We start from the raw sequence: 21,026 nt of genomic DNA on the forward strand, positions 1-21,026 counted from the left end.
AAGCGGCAAGTGGCAAGCTTCAAGCGGCAAGCAAAAGCACAACGCGTCTACTTGTAGCTTGTAGCTTGAAGCTCGCAGCTGCTTCATTGCGCCCAACGCAGTTGCGTAGGCAGTGGTGAAACAGGTTCCGGCGCCGGCGGTTCGCCGGGCAGGGAGAGAACACGGTTGAGCACTTCGGTTTCCAGCGCCGCCAGCCGATGCGAACCACGTACCCGTGGGCGCGGCAGTTCGACATGCAGGTCGAGGCCGACTTCGCCGTCCTCGATCAGAATCACCCGGTCGGCAATCGCCACGGCTTCGCTGACGTCGTGGGTCACCAGCAGCACGGTAAAGCCGTGTTGCTGCCAGAGACGTTCGATCAGTTGCTGCATTTCGATGCGGGTCAGCGCGTCCAGTGCGCCGAGCGGTTCGTCGAGCAACAGCAGGCGCGGTTGATGGATCAGCGCCCGCGCCAGTGCAACGCGCTGCTTCTGCCCACCGGACAACGCTGCCGGCCACTCATTGGCGCGATCCGCCAGACCGACCGCTTCCAGCGCATCCAGTGCTTGCTGACGCCAGTTGCCCTTGAGGCCGAGCCCGACGTTGTCGATGATCTTTTTCCATGGCAGCAGCCGTGCTTCCTGGAACATCAATCGAGTGTCTTCCCGTGCGTCACTGAGTGGCGCGGAGCCTGCGAACAGTTCACCGCCACTCGGTTGATCGAGGCCGGCGAGCAAACGCAGCAAGGTACTTTTGCCACAGCCACTGCGCCCGACCACGGCGACAAACTGCCCCGCCGGAATGTGTAGATCGATGTCCCGCAGCACCTGCCGCGCGCCGAAGGTTTTCTGCAGGTTGCGCACCGCCAACGGAATCCCGCGCAGCAGGCGTGGAGGTTGTTGAGCGGTCATGCCGCACCTCCTTTGGCAACCTGATACGCCGGGTGCCAGCGCAACCAAACACGTTCAAGTCCACGGGCGGCGAGGTCAGCAAGTTTGCCCAGCACCGCATAAAGCAGGATCGCCAGCACCACCACGTCGGTCTGCAAGAACTCCCGAGCGTTCATCGCCAGATAGCCGATGCCGGAGCTGGCCGAGATGGTTTCAGCGACGATCAGCGTCAGCCACATAAAGCCCAGAGCGAAGCGCACACCGACCAGAATCGAAGGCAGCGCACCCGGCAGAATCACCTGCCAAAACAGGCTGAAACCGCTCAGACCATAACTGCGCGCCATCTCCACCAACGCCGGATCGACATTGCGGATGCCGTGATAAGTGTTGAGGTAGATCGGGAACAAGGTGCCCAACGCCACCAGGAAAATCTTCGCCGACTCATCGATGCCGAACCACAGGATCACCAGCGGAATCAGCGCCAGATGCGGCACGTTGCGGATCATCTGCACCGAGCTGTCGAGCAGGCGTTCGCCCCACTTCGACAGGCCAGTGATAAAGCCCAAGACCAGACCGATGCTGCCGCCGATGGTGAAACCCAGTGCCGCACGCCAACCGCTGATCGCCAGGTGCGTCCAGATTTCACCGCTGCGCACCAGGCTCACGCCGGCTTCGATCACCGCCACCGGTGCCGGCAGAATCCGTGTCGACAACCAACCCGCCGACACCGACAACTGCCACACCGCCAGCAACAACACCGGCAACGCCCAGGGCGCGAGGCTGTGGATAATTTTCTTCATGGCGCGCCTCAGCTCTGCGACGCGGCTTTGGGAAGAATGTCGTTGGCGACCATCTCGCCGAACGGGCTGACGTAACCGGCGCTTTTCGGCAGTTCCGGGCGCTCGATGTCGAGGTGCGGAAACAACAGTTCAGCGACGCGATACGACTCTTCGAGGTGTGGATAACCGGAGAAGATGAAGGTGTCGATGCCCAGATCGGCGTATTCCTTCACGCGCGCAGCCACGGTCGGGCCGTCGCCGACCAGCGCCGTGCCGGCACCGCCACGCACCAGACCGACGCCTGCCCACAGATTCGGGCTGACTTCGAGGTTATCGCGGCTGCCACCGTGCAGCGCGGCCATGCGTTGCTGGCCGACCGAATCGAAACGCGCCAGCGAAGCCTGAGCGCGAGCGATGGTGTCGTCGTCCAGGTGTGAGATCAGCCGATCCGCCGCTTGCCACGCTTCAGCGTTGGTTTCGCGGACGATCACGTGCAGACGAATACCGAAGCGCACGGTGCGGCCGAGCTTGGCGGCTTTGGCGCGGACTTGAGCGATCTTCTCGGCGACGGCTGCTGGCGGCTCGCCCCAGGTCAGGACCATTTCCACTTGTTCAGCAGCCAGATCCTGCGCCGCTTCCGACGAGCCACCGAAGTACAGCGGCGGACGCGGTTGCTGGATCGGCGGATAGAGCAACTTCGCGCCCTTCACGCTGATGTGCTGACCGTCGTAATCAACGGTTTCGCCTTCGAGTACACGACGCCAGATGCGGGTGAATTCCACCGAGGCTTGATAGCGCTCTTCGTGGCTGAGGAACAGACCGTCGCCAGCCAATTCTTCCGGATCACCGCCAGTCACCAGATTGAACAGCGCACGGCCGCCGGACAAGCGATCAAGGGTCGCAGCCTGTCGCGCCGCGACCGTCGGAGAAATGATCCCGGGGCGCAGAGCCACGAGGAATTTCAAACGCTGGGTCACCGGGATCAGCGACGCTGCCACCAGCCACGAGTCTTCGCAAGAGCGGCCGGTAGGAATCAGCACACCGCCGAAACCCAGACGATCCGCCGCTTGCGCGACCTGTTGCAGATAACCGTGGTCGACGGCGCGAGCGCCTTCGGCGGTGCCAAGGTAATGGCCGTCGCCGTGGGTAGGCAGGAACCAGAAGATATTGAGGCTCATGGAGTGGTCTCCTTAGGAATTCGAATTACTGCGCTTTAGCCACAGCGGCCGGTGGTGTCCAGATCACATCCTTGATGCTCAGCGGCTTGGGAATCAGCTTGAGCTGGAAGAACGTGTCCGCGATTTTCTGCTGCGCGGCGACCACTTCCGGGGTCAGGAACAGCGCGCCGTAGCCCTGGCGTTTCACCGAGGTCAGGGTGATGTCCGCCGGCAGGCCGAGCAGTGGCGCGACTTGTTGAGTCACGTCTTCAGGATTGGCTTTCGACCACTCGCCGACTGCACGCACTTCCTCGACGAGGGTCTTGATCACCTCGGGATTTTTCTGTGCGTAAGGCTTGGTCGCGAGATAGAACTGGTGGTTGTCGACGATGCCTTTGCCGTCGCGCAGGGTGTGCGCTTGCAGTTGTTTCTCGGCGGCGGCCTGGTACGGATCCCAGATGACCCAGGCGTCGACGCTGCCACGTTCGAACGCAGCGCGAGCATCGGCGGGCGGCAGGAATACGGTTTGAATGTCGGTGTATTTGAGGCCGGCGTCTTCCAGTGCACGCACCAGCAGGTAGTGAACGTTGGAGCCTTTGTTCAGCGCGACTTTCTTGCCTTTGAGATCGGCCACCGATTTGATCGGCGAGTCTTTCGGCACAAGGATCGCTTCGCTGTTCGGCGCCGGCGGTTCGTAGGCGACGTAAAGCAGATCGGCACCGGCAGCCTGAGCGAACACCGGCGGGGTTTCGCCGGTGACGCCAAAGTCGATCGAGCCGACGTTCAGGCCTTCGAGCAGTTGCGGGCCGCCGGGGAATTCAGTCCATTGCACGTCGACGCCTTGGGCGGCCAGACGCTTTTCCAGAGTGCCTTTGGCTTTGAGAAGCACCAGCGTGCCGTACTTCTGATAACCGATCCGAAGAGTCTCGGCTTGAGCTTGAGTGATGGCGCCGAAGGTGACAGCCGCAGCAAACAGAGCGACCAGACCACGACGCAAAAATACAGTGCGCATAGCGCTCTCCTTTTTGCTGTTGGGTTTTGGCTGCACCTGCTTGCCCGTTGGCGGGCGAGTAAGGCGAGTACTTCAAATTCCGGTGAGACTTAAATGCTCCAGCGAGCACTCAACAAACGTTCGTTCAACAGGCCCGGTTCCAGCGGTTTCGGCCGGCGGGCCATGGCGCCGACAAACTGATCCAGCGCTTCATGCAGTCGCTGCTCCAGCGCCGGTGCCAGTTGTGCTGCGGCACTGCCTTCGCCATAAGCGATCTGGCTGTCCTCGGCGAAAATCCCTTGAAGCATTTCCTGGGCTTTCAATGCCGACAACACCGGTTTGAGGGCGTAATCGACCACCAGCATGTGGGCGATGCTGCCGCCAGTGGCCATAGGCAAAACAATCTTGTGGTTCAGGGCGCGCTCGGGCAGCAGATCCAGCAGCGTTTTCAACGCGCCGGAGAACGACGCTTTGTAAACCGGTGTGGCGATCAACAGGCCGTCGGCGTTTTCAATCTGTTGCAGCAGGTCGAGCACCTTCGGGCTGTCGAAGCGGGCGTGGAGCAAATCCTCGGCCGGGAAGTCCCGCACCTGATAACTCACCACTTCCACCCCTTGCGCCTGCAACCAGCGTTGCGAGCGTTCCAGCAGCACCCCGGAACGGGAGCGCAGGCTGGGACTGCCACCGAGTGAGACGACCAGCATTGAGACAATTCCTTAAGCGTTACAGGCGATTCGCGGGTTGCGATCTCGCTTCGATGGGAGTGACCTTACCAGCTGATATATATATCCATAAATCATATTTATTCATTTGGTTATACGTTTTGGAGATATGCGGGTTGCTTTGTTTCGGGCGAAAAAAAAGGCCGTCGAAACGGCCTGAAATCCCCTGCTTAGTGGTTCTGAATTCTGTACTGCCCGGACTGACGCCTTCGCGAGCAGGCTCGCTCCCACAGGGAATCGTGTTTCAAATGTGGGAGCGAGCCTGCTCGCGAAAGGGTGGTGGCTACACCGCAAATTTCACTTATTCGGCTGTGGCGTCAGGCGCAGGTACGGCTTCACCGCGCGATAACCCTTCGGAAAGCGCTGCTTGATCTCTTCTTCATCTTTCAACGAAGGCACGATCACCACCTCTTCACCGTCCTGCCAGTTGGCCGGGGTGGCCACCTTGTAGTTGTCGGTGAGTTGCAGCGAATCAATCACCCGCAGAATCTCGTGAAAATTACGCCCGGTGCTCGCCGGATACGTGATGGTCAGACGAATCTTCTTGTTCGGATCGATCACGAACAGCGAACGCACGGTCAGCGTGTCGTTGGCATTCGGGTGGATCAGGTCATACAGATCGGACACCTTGCGATCGGCATCGGCCAGGATCGGAAAGTTGACGACAGTGTTCTGGGTTTCGTTGATATCTTCGATCCACTTGTGGTGCGAATCCACCGGGTCGACCGACAGCGCAATGGCTTTGACGCCGCGTTTGCTGAACTCATCCTTGAGCTTGGCGGTGAAGCCCAGCTCAGTGGTGCACACCGGGGTGAAGTCCGCCGGATGGGAGAACAGCACGCCCCAGCTATCGCCCAGCCATTCGTGGAAACGAATCTTGCCGGCGCTGGAATCCTGTTCGAAATCGGGGGCGATGTCGCCGAGTCTGAGGCTCATGGTGCTGCTCCTGATGAGTTGTTCGAGACGTCAACTGTAGCTCGGGATTTGCCATCGTGAAAAAGAATAAATAATGAGATATCTAGATCATAATTGAATATTAAACATCTGTTCACTGGACGCTGAACGGCATCCCGACGAACATCGGTCGCAAGGTTCGAGAAGGCCTTGAGTTGCTGTAAAGAGGGAAATTCGGGGAGGGCTTACGGGGGTGGGCCTGACTCGAAAACGCAAAAGCCCCGTCCGGCGCGATGCCGGACGGGGCTTTTTTTACATCAACGAATCGAGACGCGCTATTACAGCAGCGGGATCGAGTAGCTGAGGATCAGGCGGTTTTCGTCCTGGTCTCGAACGCCAGCGATGTTGGTACGCCAGGTAGCGTTTTTCCACATGAAGCCAACGTTTTTCAGCGGGCCTTCCGGTACGACGTAACCGACAGTCAGGTCACGTTCCCACTCGGAGTCGCCATTACCGTTTTCAAGACCGCGGGAAGTAACGGTGTCGATGTTGTCGCCACGCAGGTAAACCATACCAGCGGTCAGGCCTGGTACGCCGACTTTGGCGAAGTCATACGAGTAGCGAGCTTGCCAGGTACGTTCGCCGGCACGGCCGAACTTCTGAATCTGCATGTCGGTGATGGTGTAGTTCGACGAGCCGTCACCCTGGTTCAGCCAAGGGAAGTCGCTGCTGCCGTTGGAAACCTGGTAGCCACCACCGAAGGTGTGACCTGCAACGGTGTACAGGAACAGGCCGCTGTACAAGTTGTTGTCGACTTTACCGCGACCGCTGGCAACACCGGAATAGTTACCGCTGCTGAAGTAAGCAGGGGTGTTGCCGTTGGCGCCGTCGTCGGAGCTGTTGAAGTAACGGAAGTCAGACTTCAGCACGCCCGGGCCGATTGCCCAGTTGTGAACCAGACCCAGGAAGTGTTGCTTGTAGAAATCTTCCAGGTTGCCGTAGTAGTACTGCGCAGTCAGGTCTTTGGTGATTTTGTAGTCACCACCGGCGTAGATGAACTTGTTGCTGTTAACAGTACGCGGTGCCGCGCCGTTGATAGACAGCTGTTCATTGTTGCTGGAGTTACGGCCTTTGGCGTGCTCGATCTGACCACCGACCAGGGTCAGGTCCTTGATATCGCCGGAAGTGATCTGACCACCCTGCCAGGTTTGTGGCAGCAGACGACCGTCGTTGGTCACGATGACCGGGTTCTTCGGCTGTAGGGTACCCAGCTTCAGTTCGGTCTGGGAGATCTTGGCTTTGGCCGTCAGGCCCAGGCTGGAGAAGTTATCAACTGCCTGACCGTTGGATTCGCTTGGGAAAACAGTGCCGCCGTAAGCGGGGCCAGGTTTGCCATCAGCGGTAACGTTGCCGTTGGTGCCGCCGCCCGAATCCAGACGTACACCCAGCAGGCCGATCGCGTCGATACCAAAACCAACGGTGCCTTGGGTATAGCCGGAAATGAAACGCAGATCGAAGCCTTGGCCCCACTCTTCGTTGCGGCTTGGTTCGTTTGTTCCGCTACGGTTGTCAGTGTTGATGTAGAAGTTACGCAGCCCCAAAGTAGCTTTGCTGTCTTCGATGAAACCGGCGGCGCCTGCCTGCTGCGCCATAACCCCTACGGCCACAGCCAGGGCCAAGGTGGACTTGTTCATGTAAAGCTCCTCTCGTTTCTAATTCTTGTGTTCCTGGCCCTGGGTCTGATGCCCCGGGTCCTAAGATGCGCGATTAGCGCCAGACCGTGACTGACAAGTCAATCGTAACCTTGTATGTCTACGACCAAGGTCTAATCGCAGTGATTTGGTCCGTGCAGAGTAAAGATTTCCTGATAAACCCAAAAAGAATTTATTCATTCTTTTTCATATCATTTCGGAATATGGCCAGTATCTTGCCACCTCCGCCGGGAAACAGCGTATCGGCGACTAAGCTCATTCCTAAATGGTATTTGTTAGCCTTTTTTTATATCGATTAGCTTTGGCGTAACCCCAAATCGTCAAACCCTATCGAAAAGGCGACGCCATGATGGCCAAACGCGCACTATCTAGTCAATTTGTTACAGTTTGTGTGTCAGCACTGATTTCTTTTTCGGCCCATGCCGCCAACCTCACCGTGGGTTATCAAACCGGTATCGACCCGAGCAAAGTCCCCCAGGCTGACGGCGTCTACGAGAAAACCATCGGCGAGAAAATCGACTGGCGCCGTTTCAACAGCGGCCCGGAAGTTGTGACAGCCATTGCTTCGGGCGACGTGCAGATCGGCAACCTCGGTTCCAGCCCGTTGGCGGCCGCCGCTTCGCGCAATCTGCCGATCGTGGCGTTCATCGTTTCAGCGCAGATCAATGCCGCCGAAGCACTGGTGGTGCGTAATGGCAGCGGAATCAATACTCCGCAGGATCTGGTCGGCAAAACCATCGCCACTCCTTTTGTGTCCACCTCTCACTACAGCCTGCTCGGCGCACTCAAGCACTGGGGGCTGGATAGCTCGAAAGTCAAAGTGGTGAACCTGCAACCGGCGGAGATCGCAGCGGCGTGGAAGCGTGGCGATATCGATGGCGCGTTTGTCTGGTCGCCGGCGCTGGGGGAAATCCGCAAGACCGGCAAGACCCTGACCGATGCTGCGCAGGTTGGTCAGTGGGGCGCGCCAACCTTCGAGGTTTGGGTCGCGCGCAAGGATTTTGCCGAGAAGCATCCTGAGGTTGTCGCGAAGTTCGCCAAGGTCACGCTCGACTCATTCGCCGATTACGCCGCACATAAAGACAGCTGGACGGCTGACTCGGTGCCGGTACAGAAAATCGCCAAACTGACCGGTGCCAATGCCGCCGATGTACCGGAATTGCTCGCAGGTTCAGCGTTCCCGGATGCCAAGGCGCAGCAAACCACGGCGCTGCTCGACGGCGGCACAGCGAAGGCGATTGGCGAGACGGCGAAATTTTTGAAGGAACAGGGCAAGGTTGAAACGGTGCTGCCGGACTACTCACCGTACGTCAGCGCGAAGTTTGTGCAGTAACGCATAACCCAATGTAGGAGCTGCCGAAGGCTGCGATCTTTTGATTTTGGTCTCAAAAACAAGATCAAAAGATCGCAGCCTTCGGCAGCTCCTACACAGGTCCCATTCAGCCCCCGCACCGGGGCTTTTTCTTAAAGGGTCTTTTCGAAGATCTTCGAATTACGTTGAAAGTTGTACAGCGAAGCCCGCGCCGCCGGCAGGCGTTCGACGCTGCTCGGTTCGAACCCGCGCTCGCGGAACCAGTGTGCGGTGCGTGTGGTGAGGACGAATAAGGTTTTCAAACCCTGTGCCCGCGCACGAGTCTCGATGCGCTCCAGCAGTTCATCACCGCGACCGCCATGGCGATACTCAGGATTCACCGCCAGGCACGCCAGCTCACCGGCATCGGAATCGGCAATCTGATACAGCGCCGCGCAGGCGATGATCATCCCTTCACGCTCAACCACGCTGAACTGCTCGATCTCGCGCTCCAGCACTTCGCGCGAACGACGCACCAGAATCCCCTGCTCTTCCAGCGGGCTGATCAAATCCAGCAAGCCGCCGACATCTTCAATTGCCGCCTCACGCACCAGTTCGAATTGCTCCTGCGCGACCAGCGTACCGCCACCGTCACGGGTGAACAGCTCGGTCAGCAGCGCGCCATCCTCGGCGTAACTGACGATATGGCTGCGCGCCACGCCGCCACGGCAGGCTTCGGCGGCGGCATCGAGCAGTTCAGCCTGGTAGTTACTGCTGCCCAGACGCTGCAAATGCGCCGGCACTTGCTGTGGACGCAGTTCGCGCACCAGTTTGCCGTTTTCGTCGATCAGGCCGAGGTCAGCGCCGAACAGCAGCAGCTTGTCTGCGCCCAGGTCGATGGCGGCGCGGGTGGCGACGTCTTCGCAGGCGAGGTTGAAGATTTCACCGGTCGGCGAGTAGCCCAGCGGCGACAGCAGCACGATCGAACGCTCGTCGAGCAAGCGATTGATGCCCTTGCGGTCGACCCGGCGCACTTCGCCGGTGTGGTGATAGTCGACGCCTTCAAGCACACCGATCGGCCGCGCGGTAACGAGGTTGCCGCTGGCCACGCGCAGGCGTGAGCCCTGCATCGGCGAGGAAGCCATGTCCATCGACAGCCGCGCTTCGATCGCAATACGCAACTGGCCGACGGCATCGATCACGCATTCCAGGGTTGCCGCATCGGTGATGCGCATGCCGTGGTGGTAATGCGGGGTCAGGCCACGGGCGGCGAGGCGGGTTTCAATTTGCGGGCGCGAACCGTGCACCAATACCAAGCGCACGCCAAGGCTGTGCAACAAGACGAGGTCGTGGACGATGTTGCCAAAATTCGGATGCTCAACACCGTCGCCGGGCAGCATGACGACGAAGGTGCAGTCGCGATGGGCATTGATGTAAGGGGATGCGTGGCGAAGCCAATTGACGTATTCGGGCATGTACCTGGGCCTGTAATAAATAGCAGCCGGAAAAAGGGCGAAACGGAAAACGCACAGCGGGCTGATGGTTATCGTCGGAACAGGCTTGGCGACACGCGCGCTCTCCTCATGAATACGGGTTGGATTCCCACTAATTTAACGGCTGCCGCTGTAGGAGCTGCCGAAGGCTGCGATCTTTTGATCTTGATCTTCAAAACAAAATCAAAAGATCGCAGCCTTCGGCAGCTCCTACAAGGGAGCCGTTCAATTCTTCAGGCAGTAATGTTCAATCAGTTGCCGTAATAGATGCACGGTAGGCTGCAAACGTGACATTTCAAGGTACTCGCCGGGCTGATGCGCGCACGCAATGTCGCCGGGGCCGAGCACGATGGTTTCGCAGCCAAGGCGCTGAAGATAAGGCGCTTCGGTGCCGAACGCTACTGCTTCGGCGCTGTGACCGGTGAGCTTTTCGGCGATGCGCACCAGTTCGGCATCTTCCGACTGCTCAAACGGTGGCACTTCCGGGAACAACGGTTTGTAATCGATCTTCACCTGATGTCGCTCGGCCACCGGGTTGAGCTTGCGCAGAATCTCCGCACGCAGGACTTTCGGGTCCATGCCCGGCAACGGCCGAAGATCAAACTCCAGCGAACACTGGCCGCAGATACGGTTGGGATTGTCGCCGCCATGAATGCAGCCAAAGTTCATCGTTGGCTGCGGCACGCTGAACTGCGGATTATTGAATTCACGCTGCCACAACAGGCGCAAGCCACGCAGTTCGCCAATCGCATCGTGCATGGCTTCAAGAGCACTGTGGCCCAGACGCGGATCCGACGAATGGCCGCTCTGCCCGAGAATGTCGATGCGCTCCATCATGATGCCTTTGTGCATGCGGATCGGCTTGAGCCCGGTCGGCTCGCCGATTACCGCCGCACGACCCAGCGGACGCCCGGCCTCGGCCAGTGCGCGGGCGCCAGACATCGAGCTTTCTTCATCGCAGGTAGCGAGGATCAGCAGCGGTTGCTTGAAAGGCTGATCGAGCAGAGGCAGCACGGCTTCGATGATCAGGGCGAAAAAGCCCTTCATGTCGCAACTGCCGAGGCCGACCCAGCGGCCATCGACTTCGGTGAGCTTCAGCGGATCGGTCTGCCACAACGCATCGTCGTACGGCACCGTGTCGCTGTGCCCGGCCAGCACCAGCCCGCCGGGGCCGCTGCCGAAACTGGCGAGCAGGTTGAATTTGCCGGGGCTGACTTGCTGGATATCGCAGCTGAAACCCAGATCACCCAGCCAGCCGGCGAGCAAATCGATTACCGCGCGGTTGGACTGATCAAGGTTCGGTTGGGTACAGCTGACCGACGGCGCGGCAATCAGCGCAGCGAACTGGTCTTGCATGGACGGCAAAGGCATCGCTGACTCCAACTCCCGATTTGAAGTCCATCATAGAACCATCCGGCGTCAGGAATAAACCGCCGCAGGGCGTAGGACGAATCAGTCCTGTACACTGCACGGCCTTGGCAGCCACATATTCCCCGGCTGCGCTCCCGATCCTGGATTTTCCGGCCATGCAGAAAGAAACCGAAATCAAACTCCGCGTCAGCCGCGAAACCCTCGCCGCCCTGCGCGAGCACCCGTTATTGAAGAAACGCAACAAAAGTGGCTGGGAACGCCGTGAGTTGATGAACCAGTACTTCGACACCCCCGAGCGCGACCTGGCCCAGGCCAAAGTTGCCCTGCGCCTGCGCAAGGACGGTGACGAAGTGATTCAGACCCTCAAGACCCGTGGCCAGAGCGTCGCCGGTCTGTCCGAGCGCAATGAATACGACTGGAAATTGCCGAAAGCCAAGCTCGACGTGAAGAAACTCGACGGCGAATGCTGGCCCGAGTCGCTGGCCGAACTGGACAAGAAAACCCTCAAGCCGATCTTCACCACCGATTTCGTCCGCGAGCGCGCCGAAATTGCCTGGGGCCGTGGCAAGAGCAAAGTGGTCATCGAAGCCGCGCTGGATCTCGGTCACGTGGTAGTTGGCAAGCAGAAAGAAGAAATCTGCGAGCTGGAACTGGAACTGCGCGAAGGCGAGCCTGCCGCGCTGCTGGAACTGGCCGCTGAACTGGCCGAAACCCTGGCGCTGATGCCGTGCGATATCAGCAAGGCCGAGCGCGGTTATCGTCTGTACGACGCCAACAGCTACTCGCTGAGCCTGCCGGCGCCGGAGCTGACCCCGGAAACCCAACTCGACGACGCCTTCGCTGCGCTGAGCTGGCACTTGCTCGGCAGCAGCCAGCGTCTGGCTGAACAATATCGTTTCAATGGCCACTGGCGCCTGTTGCTCGACTGGGTCGAGAACCTCGCCGAAATGCGCGCCCTGCTGAGCAGTCTCGGCCAGGCCGCACCACGTCAGTCGACCCACGACTTGCGCATTGCCCTGGATGCGTTGCTGGAAGACTGGCGCCCGCTGGTGCAGGCCGGTATCGAAGACGAAGACGTGCGCAAAGCTGCGCCGGAGCAGTTCCTCGAAGAGCTGGAAGATCCACGCTGGGGCTCGTTCTCGCTGAACACTTCGCGTTGGTTGCTGGCCCGCACCTGGACCGCCGATCGCAACGTACGTGGTAATCGTCAGGGTGGCGCGCAGCTGCACAGCTGGTTGCCGCGGACCTTGGGCGAAGAAGCCACGGCCCTGCAATTGCAGCGTTATCAGCAGCAGCCGGAAGATCTGGCTGAGCAACTGCCGCGTATCGAACGCATTCAGGTCTGGCTGCACCATGCTCGTAACGTGCTGGAGATCCCGGAAATGGATCGTCTGTACGGCGAACTGAACAAGCTGGCGCAACTGGCCAACGAGCCGACGATCACTGACGAACTGCTCGACGCACGCAAGCAGCAGGCGATTGCGGTTTACCAGAATCGCGCGTGGAAAATGCTCCTGCGCATGTAACACCGCTTTCGCGAGCAGGCTCGCTCCCACAGGGGATTGCATTCCAATGTGGGAGCGAGCCTGCTCGCGAAGAGGCCAGCCGCCTTACCTCAAACCGGGAGGCTGGTGGTGGACTTGATCTCCGACAACGCCACGATCGAATTCACTTCCTGAATCCCCGGCACCAGCGACAGCTTCTCGAAGAAGAACCGCTCATACGCCTCGATGTCCGCCGCGACAATGCGCAACAGAAAATCCACCGCGCCCATCAGCACATAACACTCCAGCACCTCCGGAAAGCCGCGAATCGCTTCGGTGAATTCCGTGAAATTCGAACGCCCATGCGCGTTGAGTTTGATCTCGGCAAAGATTTGCGTGTTCAGGCCGATCTTCTTGCGATCGAGCAAGGTCACCTGGCCACGAATGATCCCCTCCTCCTTCATCCGCTGAATCCGCCGCCAGCACGGCGATTGCGACAGGCCGACCTGTTCGGCGATCTGCGCGCTCGACAGTGAAGCGTCCTCTTGCAGCAGGGCGAGAATCTTGCGGTCGTAGCTGTCCAGCTCGCTGTGCATAGAAAAACCTCAATAACCGGATTATACGAATTGATCTTTTCGATCAGCCGTCATTAACGCCGATCATAGCCAAGAAATACCCGCCACCGAATGTAAAACTTCCTCCAGTGATTTTGGAGACCCGCCATGCCGCACCTCGAAGCCGTAAACAGCGCACCAACCCGCGCCGACGTCTGGAACGTCAGTAACGCCCACTGCCTGGCGCAGTATCAGATCCTCGCTGAGGCCGAGCCGGATTTGCTGGTGCGCGTGCTCAACCTGTTCGCCCTGCAATTCCTCACGCCCGAGCAGGTCAACGTGCAGCGGATGGACGACTTGATGTCGATCGACATCGTCATGGGCGGTTTCAGCTGGCATCGCGCGCAAGTGATCGCAGAAAAACTTCGTAACCTGATCAGCGTCTGCTCGGTCAATCTGCAAACCGCCGACAGCGCTTGGGATGCGCCAGAGCAAGCGGCTGGCTGACAAATCCGGCAACGGCTTCGTCGGGTAGTGGCCCAACGGCCTACCGGGCCGCGACTATCCTTTTGCGCACTGTCGCTCAAAAGGAAGCCCGCATGTCCGTTCAACTTGCCACTCAGGACCGCTGGCTGGAACTCAACGAGGTGTTGCGTGAACTGGTCGCCCAAGGCTTTATTTGCCAGGACTCGGCGGAGCAGGCACTGAATGCCCGTCGCCGTCATGCAGCCCATGGCCAGATGCACCCACTGGAATTTATCGCCAGTCAGCAACTGGACGACCTCAGCCGTCCGGGCAAGCATCTTGATCTGGAAAGTCTGACCCTGTGGCTGGCACAGCAGGCCGGCCAGCCGTATTTGCGCATCGATCCGCTGAAGATCAACGTCGCCGCCATCACCCCACTGATGTCCTACGCCTTCGCACAACGGCACAAGATTCTTGCGGTGGCGGTCGACCGCGATGCGGTGACCGTGGCCAGCGCTCAACCTTACGTCACCGGCTGGGAAGCCGACCTGACTCACGTGTTGAAGCTGCCGATCAAACGGGTGGTGGCCAACCCGGCGGACATCCAGCGCTTCAGCGTCGAGTTCTTCCGCTTGGCCAAATCGGTCAGCGGCGCCAGCAATGCCGACGCCCAGAGCGGCAATCTCGGCAACTTCGAACAACTGCTCAACCTCGGCGCCAGCGATCAGGAGCCGGACGCCAACGACGCGCACATCGTCAACATCGTCGACTGGCTGTTCCAGTACGCCTTCCAGCAGCGCGCCAGTGATATCCACATCGAACCGCGCCGCGAGCAAGGCACCGTGCGTTTTCGCATCGACGGCGTGCTGCACAACGTCTACCAATTTCCGCCGCAGGTGACCATGGCGATTGTCAGTCGCCTGAAAAGCCTCGGCCGCATGAACGTCGCCGAAAAGCGCAAACCTCAGGACGGCCGGGTGAAGACCAAGACCCCGGATGGCGGCGAAGTCGAGTTGCGGCTTTCGACCCTGCCCACAGCGTTCGGCGAAAAAATGGTCATGCGGATTTTCGACCCGGAGGTGCTGCTCAAGGATTTCGACCAGTTGGGTTTCAGTGCCGATGACCTGCGCCGCTGGCAGGACATGACCCGCCAGCCCAATGGCATCATTCTGGTCACCGGGCCGACTGGTTCGGGCAAGACCACCACGCTCTACACCACGTTGAAAAAACTGGCGACGCCGGAGGTCAACCTCTGCACCATCGAAGACCCGATCGAAATGGTCGAACCCGCATTCAACCAAATGCAGGTGCAGCACAACATCGACCTGAGCTTCGCCGCCGGGGTGCGCGCACTGATGCGGCAGGACCCGGACATCATCATGATCGGCGAGATCCGTGATCTGGAAACCGCTGAAATGGCCATTCAGGCGGCGCTCACCGGGCACTTGGTGTTGTCGACACTGCACACCAACGACGCCCCCAGCGCGATCAGCCGTTTGCTCGAACTCGGCGTGCCGCACTACCTGATCAAAGCCACCGTGCTCGGGGTCATGGCCCAGCGTTTGGTGCGCACCTTGTGCCCGCATTGCAAGGCGCCGCTGACGCTCGAAGAAGAAGACTGGCAAACCCTGACCCGCCCGTGGCAAGCGCCGTTGCCGAGCAACGCGCAACGCGCCATCGGTTGCGTGGAATGCCGCGACACCGGCTATCGCGGCCGCGCCGGGGTCTACGAGATCATGCAACTGAGCGACAGCCTCAAGGCGTTCATCACCCCGGACACCGACCTCACGGCCATCCGCCGCCAGGCGTTCAAGGAAGGCATGCGCAGCTTGCGTTTGTCCGGCGCGCAGAAAGTCGCGGCGGGACTGACGACGGTTGAGGAAGTGCTACGGGTGACGCCGCAGAGCGAGCAGAAATAAGCCGCCACGGAACCGGATCGGGGAAATGGCGATCCAACGCCGTAGTTAACCCCCAGGAGTCATCTCATCATGCGTCTCAAACTTGCTGTCGCCACTCTGGCCTTGCTGTCCCTTCCCGTTGGTTCGGCCATGGCGGACAGCTTTTGGCGTAACGTCATCTCGTCCGGTGCGACCACCGGCTCGACCTATCTGACCTTCAAGGATCACAAGCTGATCATCGCCGCACAGGACGATGCCGGCAGTTTCGTTGCCAGTGACGGCGGCATTCGTGGGCCGTATCTGGAAGCGGCGATGCAGAAGGTCCGCGCCGACAATCCGGGCCTGCAGGCGTCGGACATGGAACTGGCGAATGCGATTCTGGCGAAGAATGCCGTGGCTTCCGAGTAAGCCGTTCGCCGAAGCAAAAATGCCGCTCAATCGAGCGGCATTTTTTTGCCCGGATTTCAGGATCACCACAATCCCTTGTAGGAGTGAGCCTGCTCGCGATAGCGGTGTATCAGCAAATTCTCCGGTGACTGATTCACCGCTATCGCGAGCAGGCTCACTCCTACAGGGGACAGTGTGCCACCAGAGAGTTCAGCGGTAATCATCCACCGGGACACAGGCGCAGAACAGGTTGCGATCGCCGTAGACATTGTCGACCCGATTCACCGCCGGCCAATATTTGTGCGCCTTGGTGTGCGCATCCGGGGTAACTCCTTGCTCGATGCTGTACGGCCGCTCCCAAACCCCGGTGATATCCGCCAAAGTATGCGGCGCTCGTTTCAGCGGGTTGTCCTCGGCCGGCCAGTTGCCGTTCTGCACTTCAGTGATTTCCGCGCGAATACTCAGCATGGCGCCGATAAACCGGTCCAGCTCCGCTTTCGACTCGCTTTCGGTCGGCTCGACCATCAACGTGCCCGGCACCGGGAAGGACATGGTCGGCGCATGGAAACCGTAATCCATCAGACGCTTGGCAACGTCCTCTTCACTGATCCCGGTCTGCGCCTTCAATGGCCGTAAATCGAGAATGCATTCATGGGCCACCCGCCCGTTACGCCCGGTGTACAACACGGGAAATGCGCCAGACAAATGCTGCGCCAGGTAATTCGCCGCCAGAATCGCCACCTCACTGGCATCCGCCAGTTGCGGCCCCATCATGGCGATGTACATCCAGCTGATCGGCAAAATGCTCGCACTGCCCCATGGCGCCGCACTGACTGCTCCATTCTGCGGCAGCGGCCCGTCAATCGGCACCACCGGATGATTGGCGACGAACGGCGCCAGGTGCGCGCGAATCCCGATCGGCCCCATGCCCGGCCCGCCGCCGCCATGGGGAATGCAAAAGGTCTTGTGCAGGTTCATGTGCGAGACATCAGCGCCGATGTCCGCCGGCCGGGCCAGTCCGACCTGCGCATTAAGATTGGCACCATCCATGTAAACCTGGCCGCCGTGCGTGTGGATAACTTCGCAGATTTCGCTGATACCCTCCTCGTACACGCCGTGGGTCGACGGGTAGGTCGCCATCAGGCAGGACAATTTCGCCCCGGCCTCGGCAGCCTTGGCTTTCAAGTCATCGAGATCAACGTTGCCGGCCTCGTCGCACTCAACGATCACCACCCGTAACCCGACCATCTGCGCCGAGGCCGGGTTGGTGCCGTGGGCCGAGGACGGAATCAGGCACACATCACGTCCGCCCTGCTGCCGGCTCTCATGGTATTTGCGAATCGCCAGCAGCCCTGCGTATTCGCCCTGCGCGCCGGAGTTGGGCTGCATGCAGATCGCATCGAACCCGGTGATTGCGCACAGCCAGCGCTCCAGCTCTTCGATCATCAGCGTGTAACCGACCGCCTGCTCTCTGGGCACAAACGGGTGCAGGTTGGCGAATTGCGGCCAGGTGATCGGGATCATCTCGCTGGTGGCGTTGAGTTTCATGGTGCAGGAGCCCAGCGGGATCATTGACTGGTTGAGCGCCAGATCCTTGTTCTCCAGTTGTTTGAGGTAGCGCAGCATCTCGGTTTCGCTGTGGTGGGCGTTGAACACCGGATGGCGCAGGTACGGCGTTTTGCGCTGAAGATTGTCGGGGATGCCCGAGCTCAGGGCTTCAGCGTCAAGTTCGTCGACGTTCAACCCATGATCGGCACCCAGTAATACATCGAACAGCTTGGCCACCGTGCTTTCATTGGTTGTTTCATCAAGACTCAGCCCCACACGGCCGCGGCCAAGAATTCGCAGGTTGATCTGCGCAGCCTGAGCGCTTTCGATAATCGCGGTTTGCGCACCGCCAACGTCCAGCGTCAGCGTGTCAAAGAACTGCGCATTGACCCGAGTGATGCCTTTGCGCTCAAGCCCTGCCGCCAGAATGCAGGTCAGCCGATGCACGCGCTGGGCAATACGTTTCAAGCCTTCCGGCCCGTGATACACCGCGTAGAAACTGGCGATATTGGCCAGCAGCACCTGCGCCGTGCAGATGTTCGAGTTAGCCTTCTCGCGGCGAATATGTTGCTCGCGGGTTTGCAGTGCCATGCGCAGCGCGACGTTGCCCCGGGCATCTTTCGACACACCGATGATCCGCCCGGGAATCGCCCGTTTGTATTCCTCGCGACTGGCAAAAAATGCGGCATGCGGGCCGCCGTAACCCATCGGCACGCCGAAGCGCTGGGACGAGCCGAACACCACATCGGCACCCAGTTCACCCGGTGGCGTCAGCAACAGCAAACTCAACAAATCGGTAGCGACACAGGCCAGCGCCTGCTGCGCATGCAAGTGATCGATCAACGGCCGCAGATCACGGATCTCGCCATGAGTGTCGGGATACTGCAGCAGCGCGCCGAATACCTGGTGCTGCTTCAAGTTATCCACAGCGTCGATGATCAATTCGAAGCCAAAACCTTCGGCGCGGGTCTGCACCACGGAAATGGTTTGCGGATGACAGTTCTCATCGACAAAAAACAGATTGCTCTTCGACTTCGCGACACGCTTGGCCAGCGCCATGGCTTCGGCAGCCGCCGTCGCTTCATCAAGCAGCGAAGCGTTGGCCAGTTCGAGGCCGGTGAGGTCGATGGTCAGTTGCTGGAAATTCAGCAGCGCTTCGAGTCGGCCCTGCGCGATCTCCGGTTGGTACGGCGTGTACGCGGTGTACCAACCGGGATTTTCCAGGACGTTGCGCAGGATGACGGTCGGCGTCAGGGTGCCGTGGTAGCCCATGCCGATCAGGCTGGTCCAGACCTGGTTCTGCTCGGCGTATCCACGCAGTTTGGCCAGTGCGGCTTGTTCATCCAGCGCGGGTGGCAGGTCGAGCGCGCGATTGAAGCGAATGCCTGGCGGCACCGTTTGCTCGATCAGTTCGATTCGACTACCGAGGCCGAGTCTGTCGAGCATCGTCTGCTGTTCGACGGCATCGGGGCCGAGGTGGCGGCGCAGAAAAGCGTCGGGATCGCGTAACTGGCTCAGGGACGGCAACTGGGACATGACGGGCTCTCTCTTGGCTGGCGCTCGGCGTCAATGCAACACGGTCAAACCAGCATAGCAGCCGATGTGGCAACCCATTTTCAGTGCACCGCATACCCCTGTAGGAGTGAGCCTGCTCGCGATAGCGTTCCTTCAGACACCTTAAGGCTGACTGACCCACCGCTATCGCGAGCAGGCTCACTCTTACAGGGGATTGCATCGTGCATAAAAAAGCCCCGACAGGTCGGGGCTTTGGGGTGTTGCTTCACGCTTACTCGCCGATGGCAGCCTTGTAAGCGGCAGCGTCCAGCAGCTTGTCCAGCTCAGCCTTGTCGCTTGGCTTGATCTTGAAGATCCACGCGCCGTACGGGTCGGAGTTCAGCAGTTCCGGCGAACCGCTCAGTTCTTCGTTGACGGCGATGACTTCACCGCTGATCGGCGAATAGATGTCGGAAGCGGCTTTCACCGACTCAACCACACCCGCCTGATCTTCAGCGGCGAATTTGTTACCCACTTCAGTCAACTCGACGAACACCACATCGCCCAGCGCTTCCTGCGCGTGATCGCTGATGCCCACGGTGACGGTGCCATCGGCTTCCAGACGGGCCCATTCATGACTTTCGGCAAAACGCAGGTCGGCAGGGATATCGCTCATCTTCGGTGTCCTCGAGAAATTGTCAGCGGTCATGCCCGCCGGAAAAAGGTTAGATCAAAGTTTTGCCATGGCGCACGAAGGTCGGTTTGACCACCCGTACCGGATACCACTTGCCACGGATTTCCACTTCGGCGCGGTCGGCGGTTGCCATCGGAACACGCGCCAGGGCAATCGATTTGCTTAGCGTAGGAGAGAAACTACCACTGGTGATCTCCCCTTCGCCAACATCGGCGATACGAACCACTTGATGAGCGCGCAAAACGCCGCGTTCTTCCAGCACCAGGCCGACCAGTTTGTGCGCAACGCCGGCGGCTTTTTCTGCTTCCAGCGCAGCGCGGCCGATGAACTGGCGCGTGGCCGGTTCCCAGGCGATGCTCCAGGCCATATTCGAGGCCAGCGGCGAAACGTCCTGATGAATGTCCTGACCGTAGAGGTTCATCCCGGCTTCCACCCGCAGGGTGTCGCGGGCACCGAGGCCGATCGGGGAAATACCGGCACCGACCAGATCGTTGAAGAAACCCGGCGCCTGATTGGCCGGCAGACAGATTTCCAGACCATCTTCACCGGTGTAACCGGTACGGGCGATGAACCAGTCGCCGTCGGTATAGCCTTCGAAGGGTTTGAGGTGCTGGATCAGCGTGGCGCGGGACTGGGTGACCAGTTCGGCAATCTTGTGCCGGGCCTGCGGACCTTGAATGGCGAGCATCGCCAACTCGGAGCGCTCGTGCAGTTGCACGTCGTACTTGCCGAGCTGCGCGTTCATCCAGGCCAGATCCTGATCGCGAGTGGAGGCGTTGAACACCAGGCGATAACAGTCATCAAGACGATAGACGATCATGTCGTCGACGATGCCGCCACGCTCGTTGAGCATGGTGCTGTACAACGCCCGGCCAGGGCGGTGCAGGCGGTCGACATCATTGGCCAGCAAATGCTGCAGCCAGGCTTTGGCCTGGGTGCCGGTGACATCGATCACGGTCATGTGGGATACATCGAATACCCCGCAATCGCGGCGCACCTCGTGGTGTTCCTCGACCTGCGAGCCGTAATGCAGTGGCATGTCCCAACCGCCAAAATCGACCATCTTCGCGCCGAGGGCGAGATGCAGGTCATACAGAGGCGTACGCTGTCCCATGGGTTTCTCCTTCCGGGCGTGGCGAAGGTGCGGACAGCCGCTATACGGGTGAAAGCCTTGAAATAGAAGGCTCTCAGCCGATCCCAGCGAACCGGTCTGTCAGACGAAC

General features: G+C 59.8%; 18 protein-coding genes. 5 read left to right on the plus strand and 13 right to left on the minus strand.

Annotated features, from left to right (window positions below; all coding sequences use genetic code 11):
- Nucleotides 1-83: 83 nt before the first annotated feature.
- The 7 genes from ssuB to U6037_RS27800 form a co-directional block, all read right to left on the minus strand.
- Nucleotides 84-890 (minus strand): aliphatic sulfonates ABC transporter ATP-binding protein, encoded by an 807-nt coding sequence (gene ssuB / locus U6037_RS27770; protein WP_322845189.1) that lies wholly within the window; start codon nucleotides 888-890, stop codon nucleotides 84-86.
- The gene (gene ssuC, locus U6037_RS27775; RefSeq protein ID WP_003229260.1) at nucleotides 887-1,669 is read right to left on the minus strand and encodes an aliphatic sulfonate ABC transporter permease SsuC; all 783 of its coding nucleotides are present in this window, start codon (nucleotides 1,667-1,669) and stop codon (nucleotides 887-889) included. The genes ssuB and ssuC overlap by 4 nt, the downstream gene beginning before the upstream one ends.
- An 8-nt stretch (nucleotides 1,670-1,677) precedes the next feature.
- Nucleotides 1,678-2,826, minus strand: a complete 1,149-nt coding sequence (gene ssuD, locus U6037_RS27780; protein ID WP_018928626.1) for an FMNH2-dependent alkanesulfonate monooxygenase — start codon at nucleotides 2,824-2,826, stop codon at nucleotides 1,678-1,680.
- Nucleotides 2,827-2,851: 25 nt separating this feature from the next.
- Complete coding sequence (locus U6037_RS27785; RefSeq protein ID WP_038358995.1) at nucleotides 2,852-3,817, minus strand: sulfonate ABC transporter substrate-binding protein; 966 nt, start codon at nucleotides 3,815-3,817, stop codon at nucleotides 2,852-2,854.
- An 89-nt stretch (nucleotides 3,818-3,906) separates the two neighbouring features.
- A complete protein-coding gene (gene ssuE, locus U6037_RS27790; protein WP_007913832.1) occupies nucleotides 3,907-4,500 on the minus strand; it encodes an NADPH-dependent FMN reductase in 594 nt (197 codons plus the stop codon).
- A gap of 315 nt (nucleotides 4,501-4,815) precedes the next feature.
- Nucleotides 4,816-5,454 carry a peroxiredoxin gene (locus U6037_RS27795; RefSeq protein WP_007913831.1) on the minus strand — a complete coding sequence of 213 codons (639 nt, stop codon included), beginning with the start codon at nucleotides 5,452-5,454 and terminating at the stop codon, nucleotides 4,816-4,818.
- A gap of 296 nt (nucleotides 5,455-5,750) precedes the next feature.
- On the minus strand, nucleotides 5,751-7,106 hold the full coding sequence (locus tag U6037_RS27800) for an OprD family porin (protein ID WP_150693692.1): 1,356 nt from the start codon (nucleotides 7,104-7,106) through the stop codon (nucleotides 5,751-5,753).
- Between the two features lie 364 nt (nucleotides 7,107-7,470).
- On the opposite strand from U6037_RS27800, the gene tauA reads away from it, so the two are divergent.
- Complete coding sequence (gene tauA / locus U6037_RS27805; RefSeq protein WP_416221694.1) at nucleotides 7,471-8,457, plus strand: taurine ABC transporter substrate-binding protein; 987 nt, start codon at nucleotides 7,471-7,473, stop codon at nucleotides 8,455-8,457.
- 131 nt (nucleotides 8,458-8,588) lie between these two features.
- Here tauA and argA read toward each other — a convergent pair whose 3' ends face one another.
- Nucleotides 8,589-9,890, minus strand: a complete 1,302-nt coding sequence (gene argA / locus U6037_RS27810) for an amino-acid N-acetyltransferase (protein ID WP_169843002.1) — start codon at nucleotides 9,888-9,890, stop codon at nucleotides 8,589-8,591.
- A 243-nt stretch (nucleotides 9,891-10,133) separates the two neighbouring features.
- Nucleotides 10,134-11,279, minus strand: coding sequence for an acetylornithine deacetylase (gene argE, locus U6037_RS27815; protein WP_160059822.1), 1,146 nt, complete (start codon nucleotides 11,277-11,279; stop codon nucleotides 10,134-10,136).
- A gap of 155 nt (nucleotides 11,280-11,434) precedes the next feature.
- On the opposite strand from argE, the gene U6037_RS27820 reads away from it, so the two are divergent.
- Entirely contained in the window at nucleotides 11,435-12,805 is a 1,371-nt protein-coding gene (locus tag U6037_RS27820) for an inorganic triphosphatase (protein ID WP_322845190.1), read from the plus strand.
- Between the two features lie 89 nt (nucleotides 12,806-12,894).
- Here U6037_RS27820 and U6037_RS27825 read toward each other — a convergent pair whose 3' ends face one another.
- Entirely contained in the window at nucleotides 12,895-13,359 is a 465-nt protein-coding gene (locus U6037_RS27825; RefSeq protein ID WP_016983809.1) for an Lrp/AsnC family transcriptional regulator, read from the minus strand.
- A gap of 126 nt (nucleotides 13,360-13,485) precedes the next feature.
- On the opposite strand from U6037_RS27825, the gene U6037_RS27830 reads away from it, so the two are divergent.
- The 3 genes from U6037_RS27830 (at nucleotide 13,486) to U6037_RS27840 (ending at nucleotide 16,088) form a co-directional block, all read left to right on the plus strand.
- Nucleotides 13,486-13,824, plus strand: a complete 339-nt coding sequence (locus tag U6037_RS27830; RefSeq protein WP_322845191.1) for a hypothetical protein — start codon at nucleotides 13,486-13,488, stop codon at nucleotides 13,822-13,824.
- A 92-nt stretch (nucleotides 13,825-13,916) separates the two neighbouring features.
- A complete protein-coding gene (locus U6037_RS27835; protein WP_322845192.1) occupies nucleotides 13,917-15,701 on the plus strand; it encodes a GspE/PulE family protein in 1,785 nt (594 codons plus the stop codon).
- A 66-nt stretch (nucleotides 15,702-15,767) separates the two neighbouring features.
- The gene (locus U6037_RS27840) at nucleotides 15,768-16,088 is read left to right on the plus strand and encodes a DUF2388 domain-containing protein (RefSeq protein WP_174245147.1); all 321 of its coding nucleotides are present in this window, start codon (nucleotides 15,768-15,770) and stop codon (nucleotides 16,086-16,088) included.
- A gap of 189 nt (nucleotides 16,089-16,277) precedes the next feature.
- On the opposite strand, the gene gcvP is transcribed toward U6037_RS27840, so the two are convergent.
- The 3 genes from gcvP to gcvT all read right to left on the minus strand — a co-directional run bounded on the left by gcvP (nucleotide 16,278) and on the right by gcvT (nucleotide 20,917).
- Nucleotides 16,278-19,151, minus strand: a complete 2,874-nt coding sequence (gene gcvP / locus U6037_RS27845) for an aminomethyl-transferring glycine dehydrogenase (RefSeq protein WP_322845193.1) — start codon at nucleotides 19,149-19,151, stop codon at nucleotides 16,278-16,280.
- A gap of 250 nt (nucleotides 19,152-19,401) precedes the next feature.
- Complete coding sequence (gene gcvH / locus U6037_RS27850) at nucleotides 19,402-19,785, minus strand: glycine cleavage system protein GcvH (protein ID WP_322845194.1); 384 nt, start codon at nucleotides 19,783-19,785, stop codon at nucleotides 19,402-19,404.
- A 49-nt stretch (nucleotides 19,786-19,834) separates the two neighbouring features.
- Nucleotides 19,835-20,917, minus strand: coding sequence for a glycine cleavage system aminomethyltransferase GcvT (gene gcvT / locus U6037_RS27855; RefSeq protein WP_322845195.1), 1,083 nt, complete (start codon nucleotides 20,915-20,917; stop codon nucleotides 19,835-19,837).
- Nucleotides 20,918-21,026 lie beyond the last annotated feature (109 nt).

It is taken from the genome of Pseudomonas sp. B33.4 (genome assembly GCF_034555375.1).
In the GTDB taxonomy this organism is placed as follows: domain Bacteria; phylum Pseudomonadota; class Gammaproteobacteria; order Pseudomonadales; family Pseudomonadaceae; genus Aquipseudomonas.

Bases quoted from the DNA above. Each gene is read 5' to 3' on its own strand.
- U6037_RS27820 (WP_322845190.1), top strand. From the start codon at position 11,435: ATGCAGAAAGAAACCGAAATCAAACTCCGCGTCAGCCGCGAAACCCTC.
- tauA (WP_416221694.1), top strand. From the start codon at position 7,471: ATGATGGCCAAACGCGCACTATCTAGTCAATTTGTTACAGTTTGTGTG.
- ssuC (WP_003229260.1), bottom strand. From the start codon at position 1,669: ATGAAGAAAATTATCCACAGCCTCGCGCCCTGGGCGTTGCCGGTGTTG.
- gcvH (WP_322845194.1), bottom strand. From the start codon at position 19,785: ATGAGCGATATCCCTGCCGACCTGCGTTTTGCCGAAAGTCATGAATGG.
- ssuD (WP_018928626.1), bottom strand. From the start codon at position 2,826: ATGAGCCTCAATATCTTCTGGTTCCTGCCTACCCACGGCGACGGCCAT.
- argE (WP_160059822.1), bottom strand. From the start codon at position 11,279: ATGCCTTTGCCGTCCATGCAAGACCAGTTCGCTGCGCTGATTGCCGCG.
- U6037_RS27830 (WP_322845191.1), top strand. From the start codon at position 13,486: ATGCCGCACCTCGAAGCCGTAAACAGCGCACCAACCCGCGCCGACGTC.
- gcvP (WP_322845193.1), bottom strand. From the start codon at position 19,151: ATGTCCCAGTTGCCGTCCCTGAGCCAGTTACGCGATCCCGACGCTTTT.
- gcvT (WP_322845195.1), bottom strand. From the start codon at position 20,917: ATGGGACAGCGTACGCCTCTGTATGACCTGCATCTCGCCCTCGGCGCG.
- ssuE (WP_007913832.1), bottom strand. From the start codon at position 4,500: ATGCTGGTCGTCTCACTCGGTGGCAGTCCCAGCCTGCGCTCCCGTTCC.
- U6037_RS27800 (WP_150693692.1), bottom strand. From the start codon at position 7,106: ATGAACAAGTCCACCTTGGCCCTGGCTGTGGCCGTAGGGGTTATGGCG.
- argA (WP_169843002.1), bottom strand. From the start codon at position 9,890: ATGCCCGAATACGTCAATTGGCTTCGCCACGCATCCCCTTACATCAAT.
- U6037_RS27825 (WP_016983809.1), bottom strand. From the start codon at position 13,359: ATGCACAGCGAGCTGGACAGCTACGACCGCAAGATTCTCGCCCTGCTG.
- U6037_RS27785 (WP_038358995.1), bottom strand. From the start codon at position 3,817: ATGCGCACTGTATTTTTGCGTCGTGGTCTGGTCGCTCTGTTTGCTGCG.
- U6037_RS27795 (WP_007913831.1), bottom strand. From the start codon at position 5,454: ATGAGCCTCAGACTCGGCGACATCGCCCCCGATTTCGAACAGGATTCC.
- ssuB (WP_322845189.1), bottom strand. From the start codon at position 890: ATGACCGCTCAACAACCTCCACGCCTGCTGCGCGGGATTCCGTTGGCG.
- U6037_RS27835 (WP_322845192.1), top strand. From the start codon at position 13,917: ATGTCCGTTCAACTTGCCACTCAGGACCGCTGGCTGGAACTCAACGAG.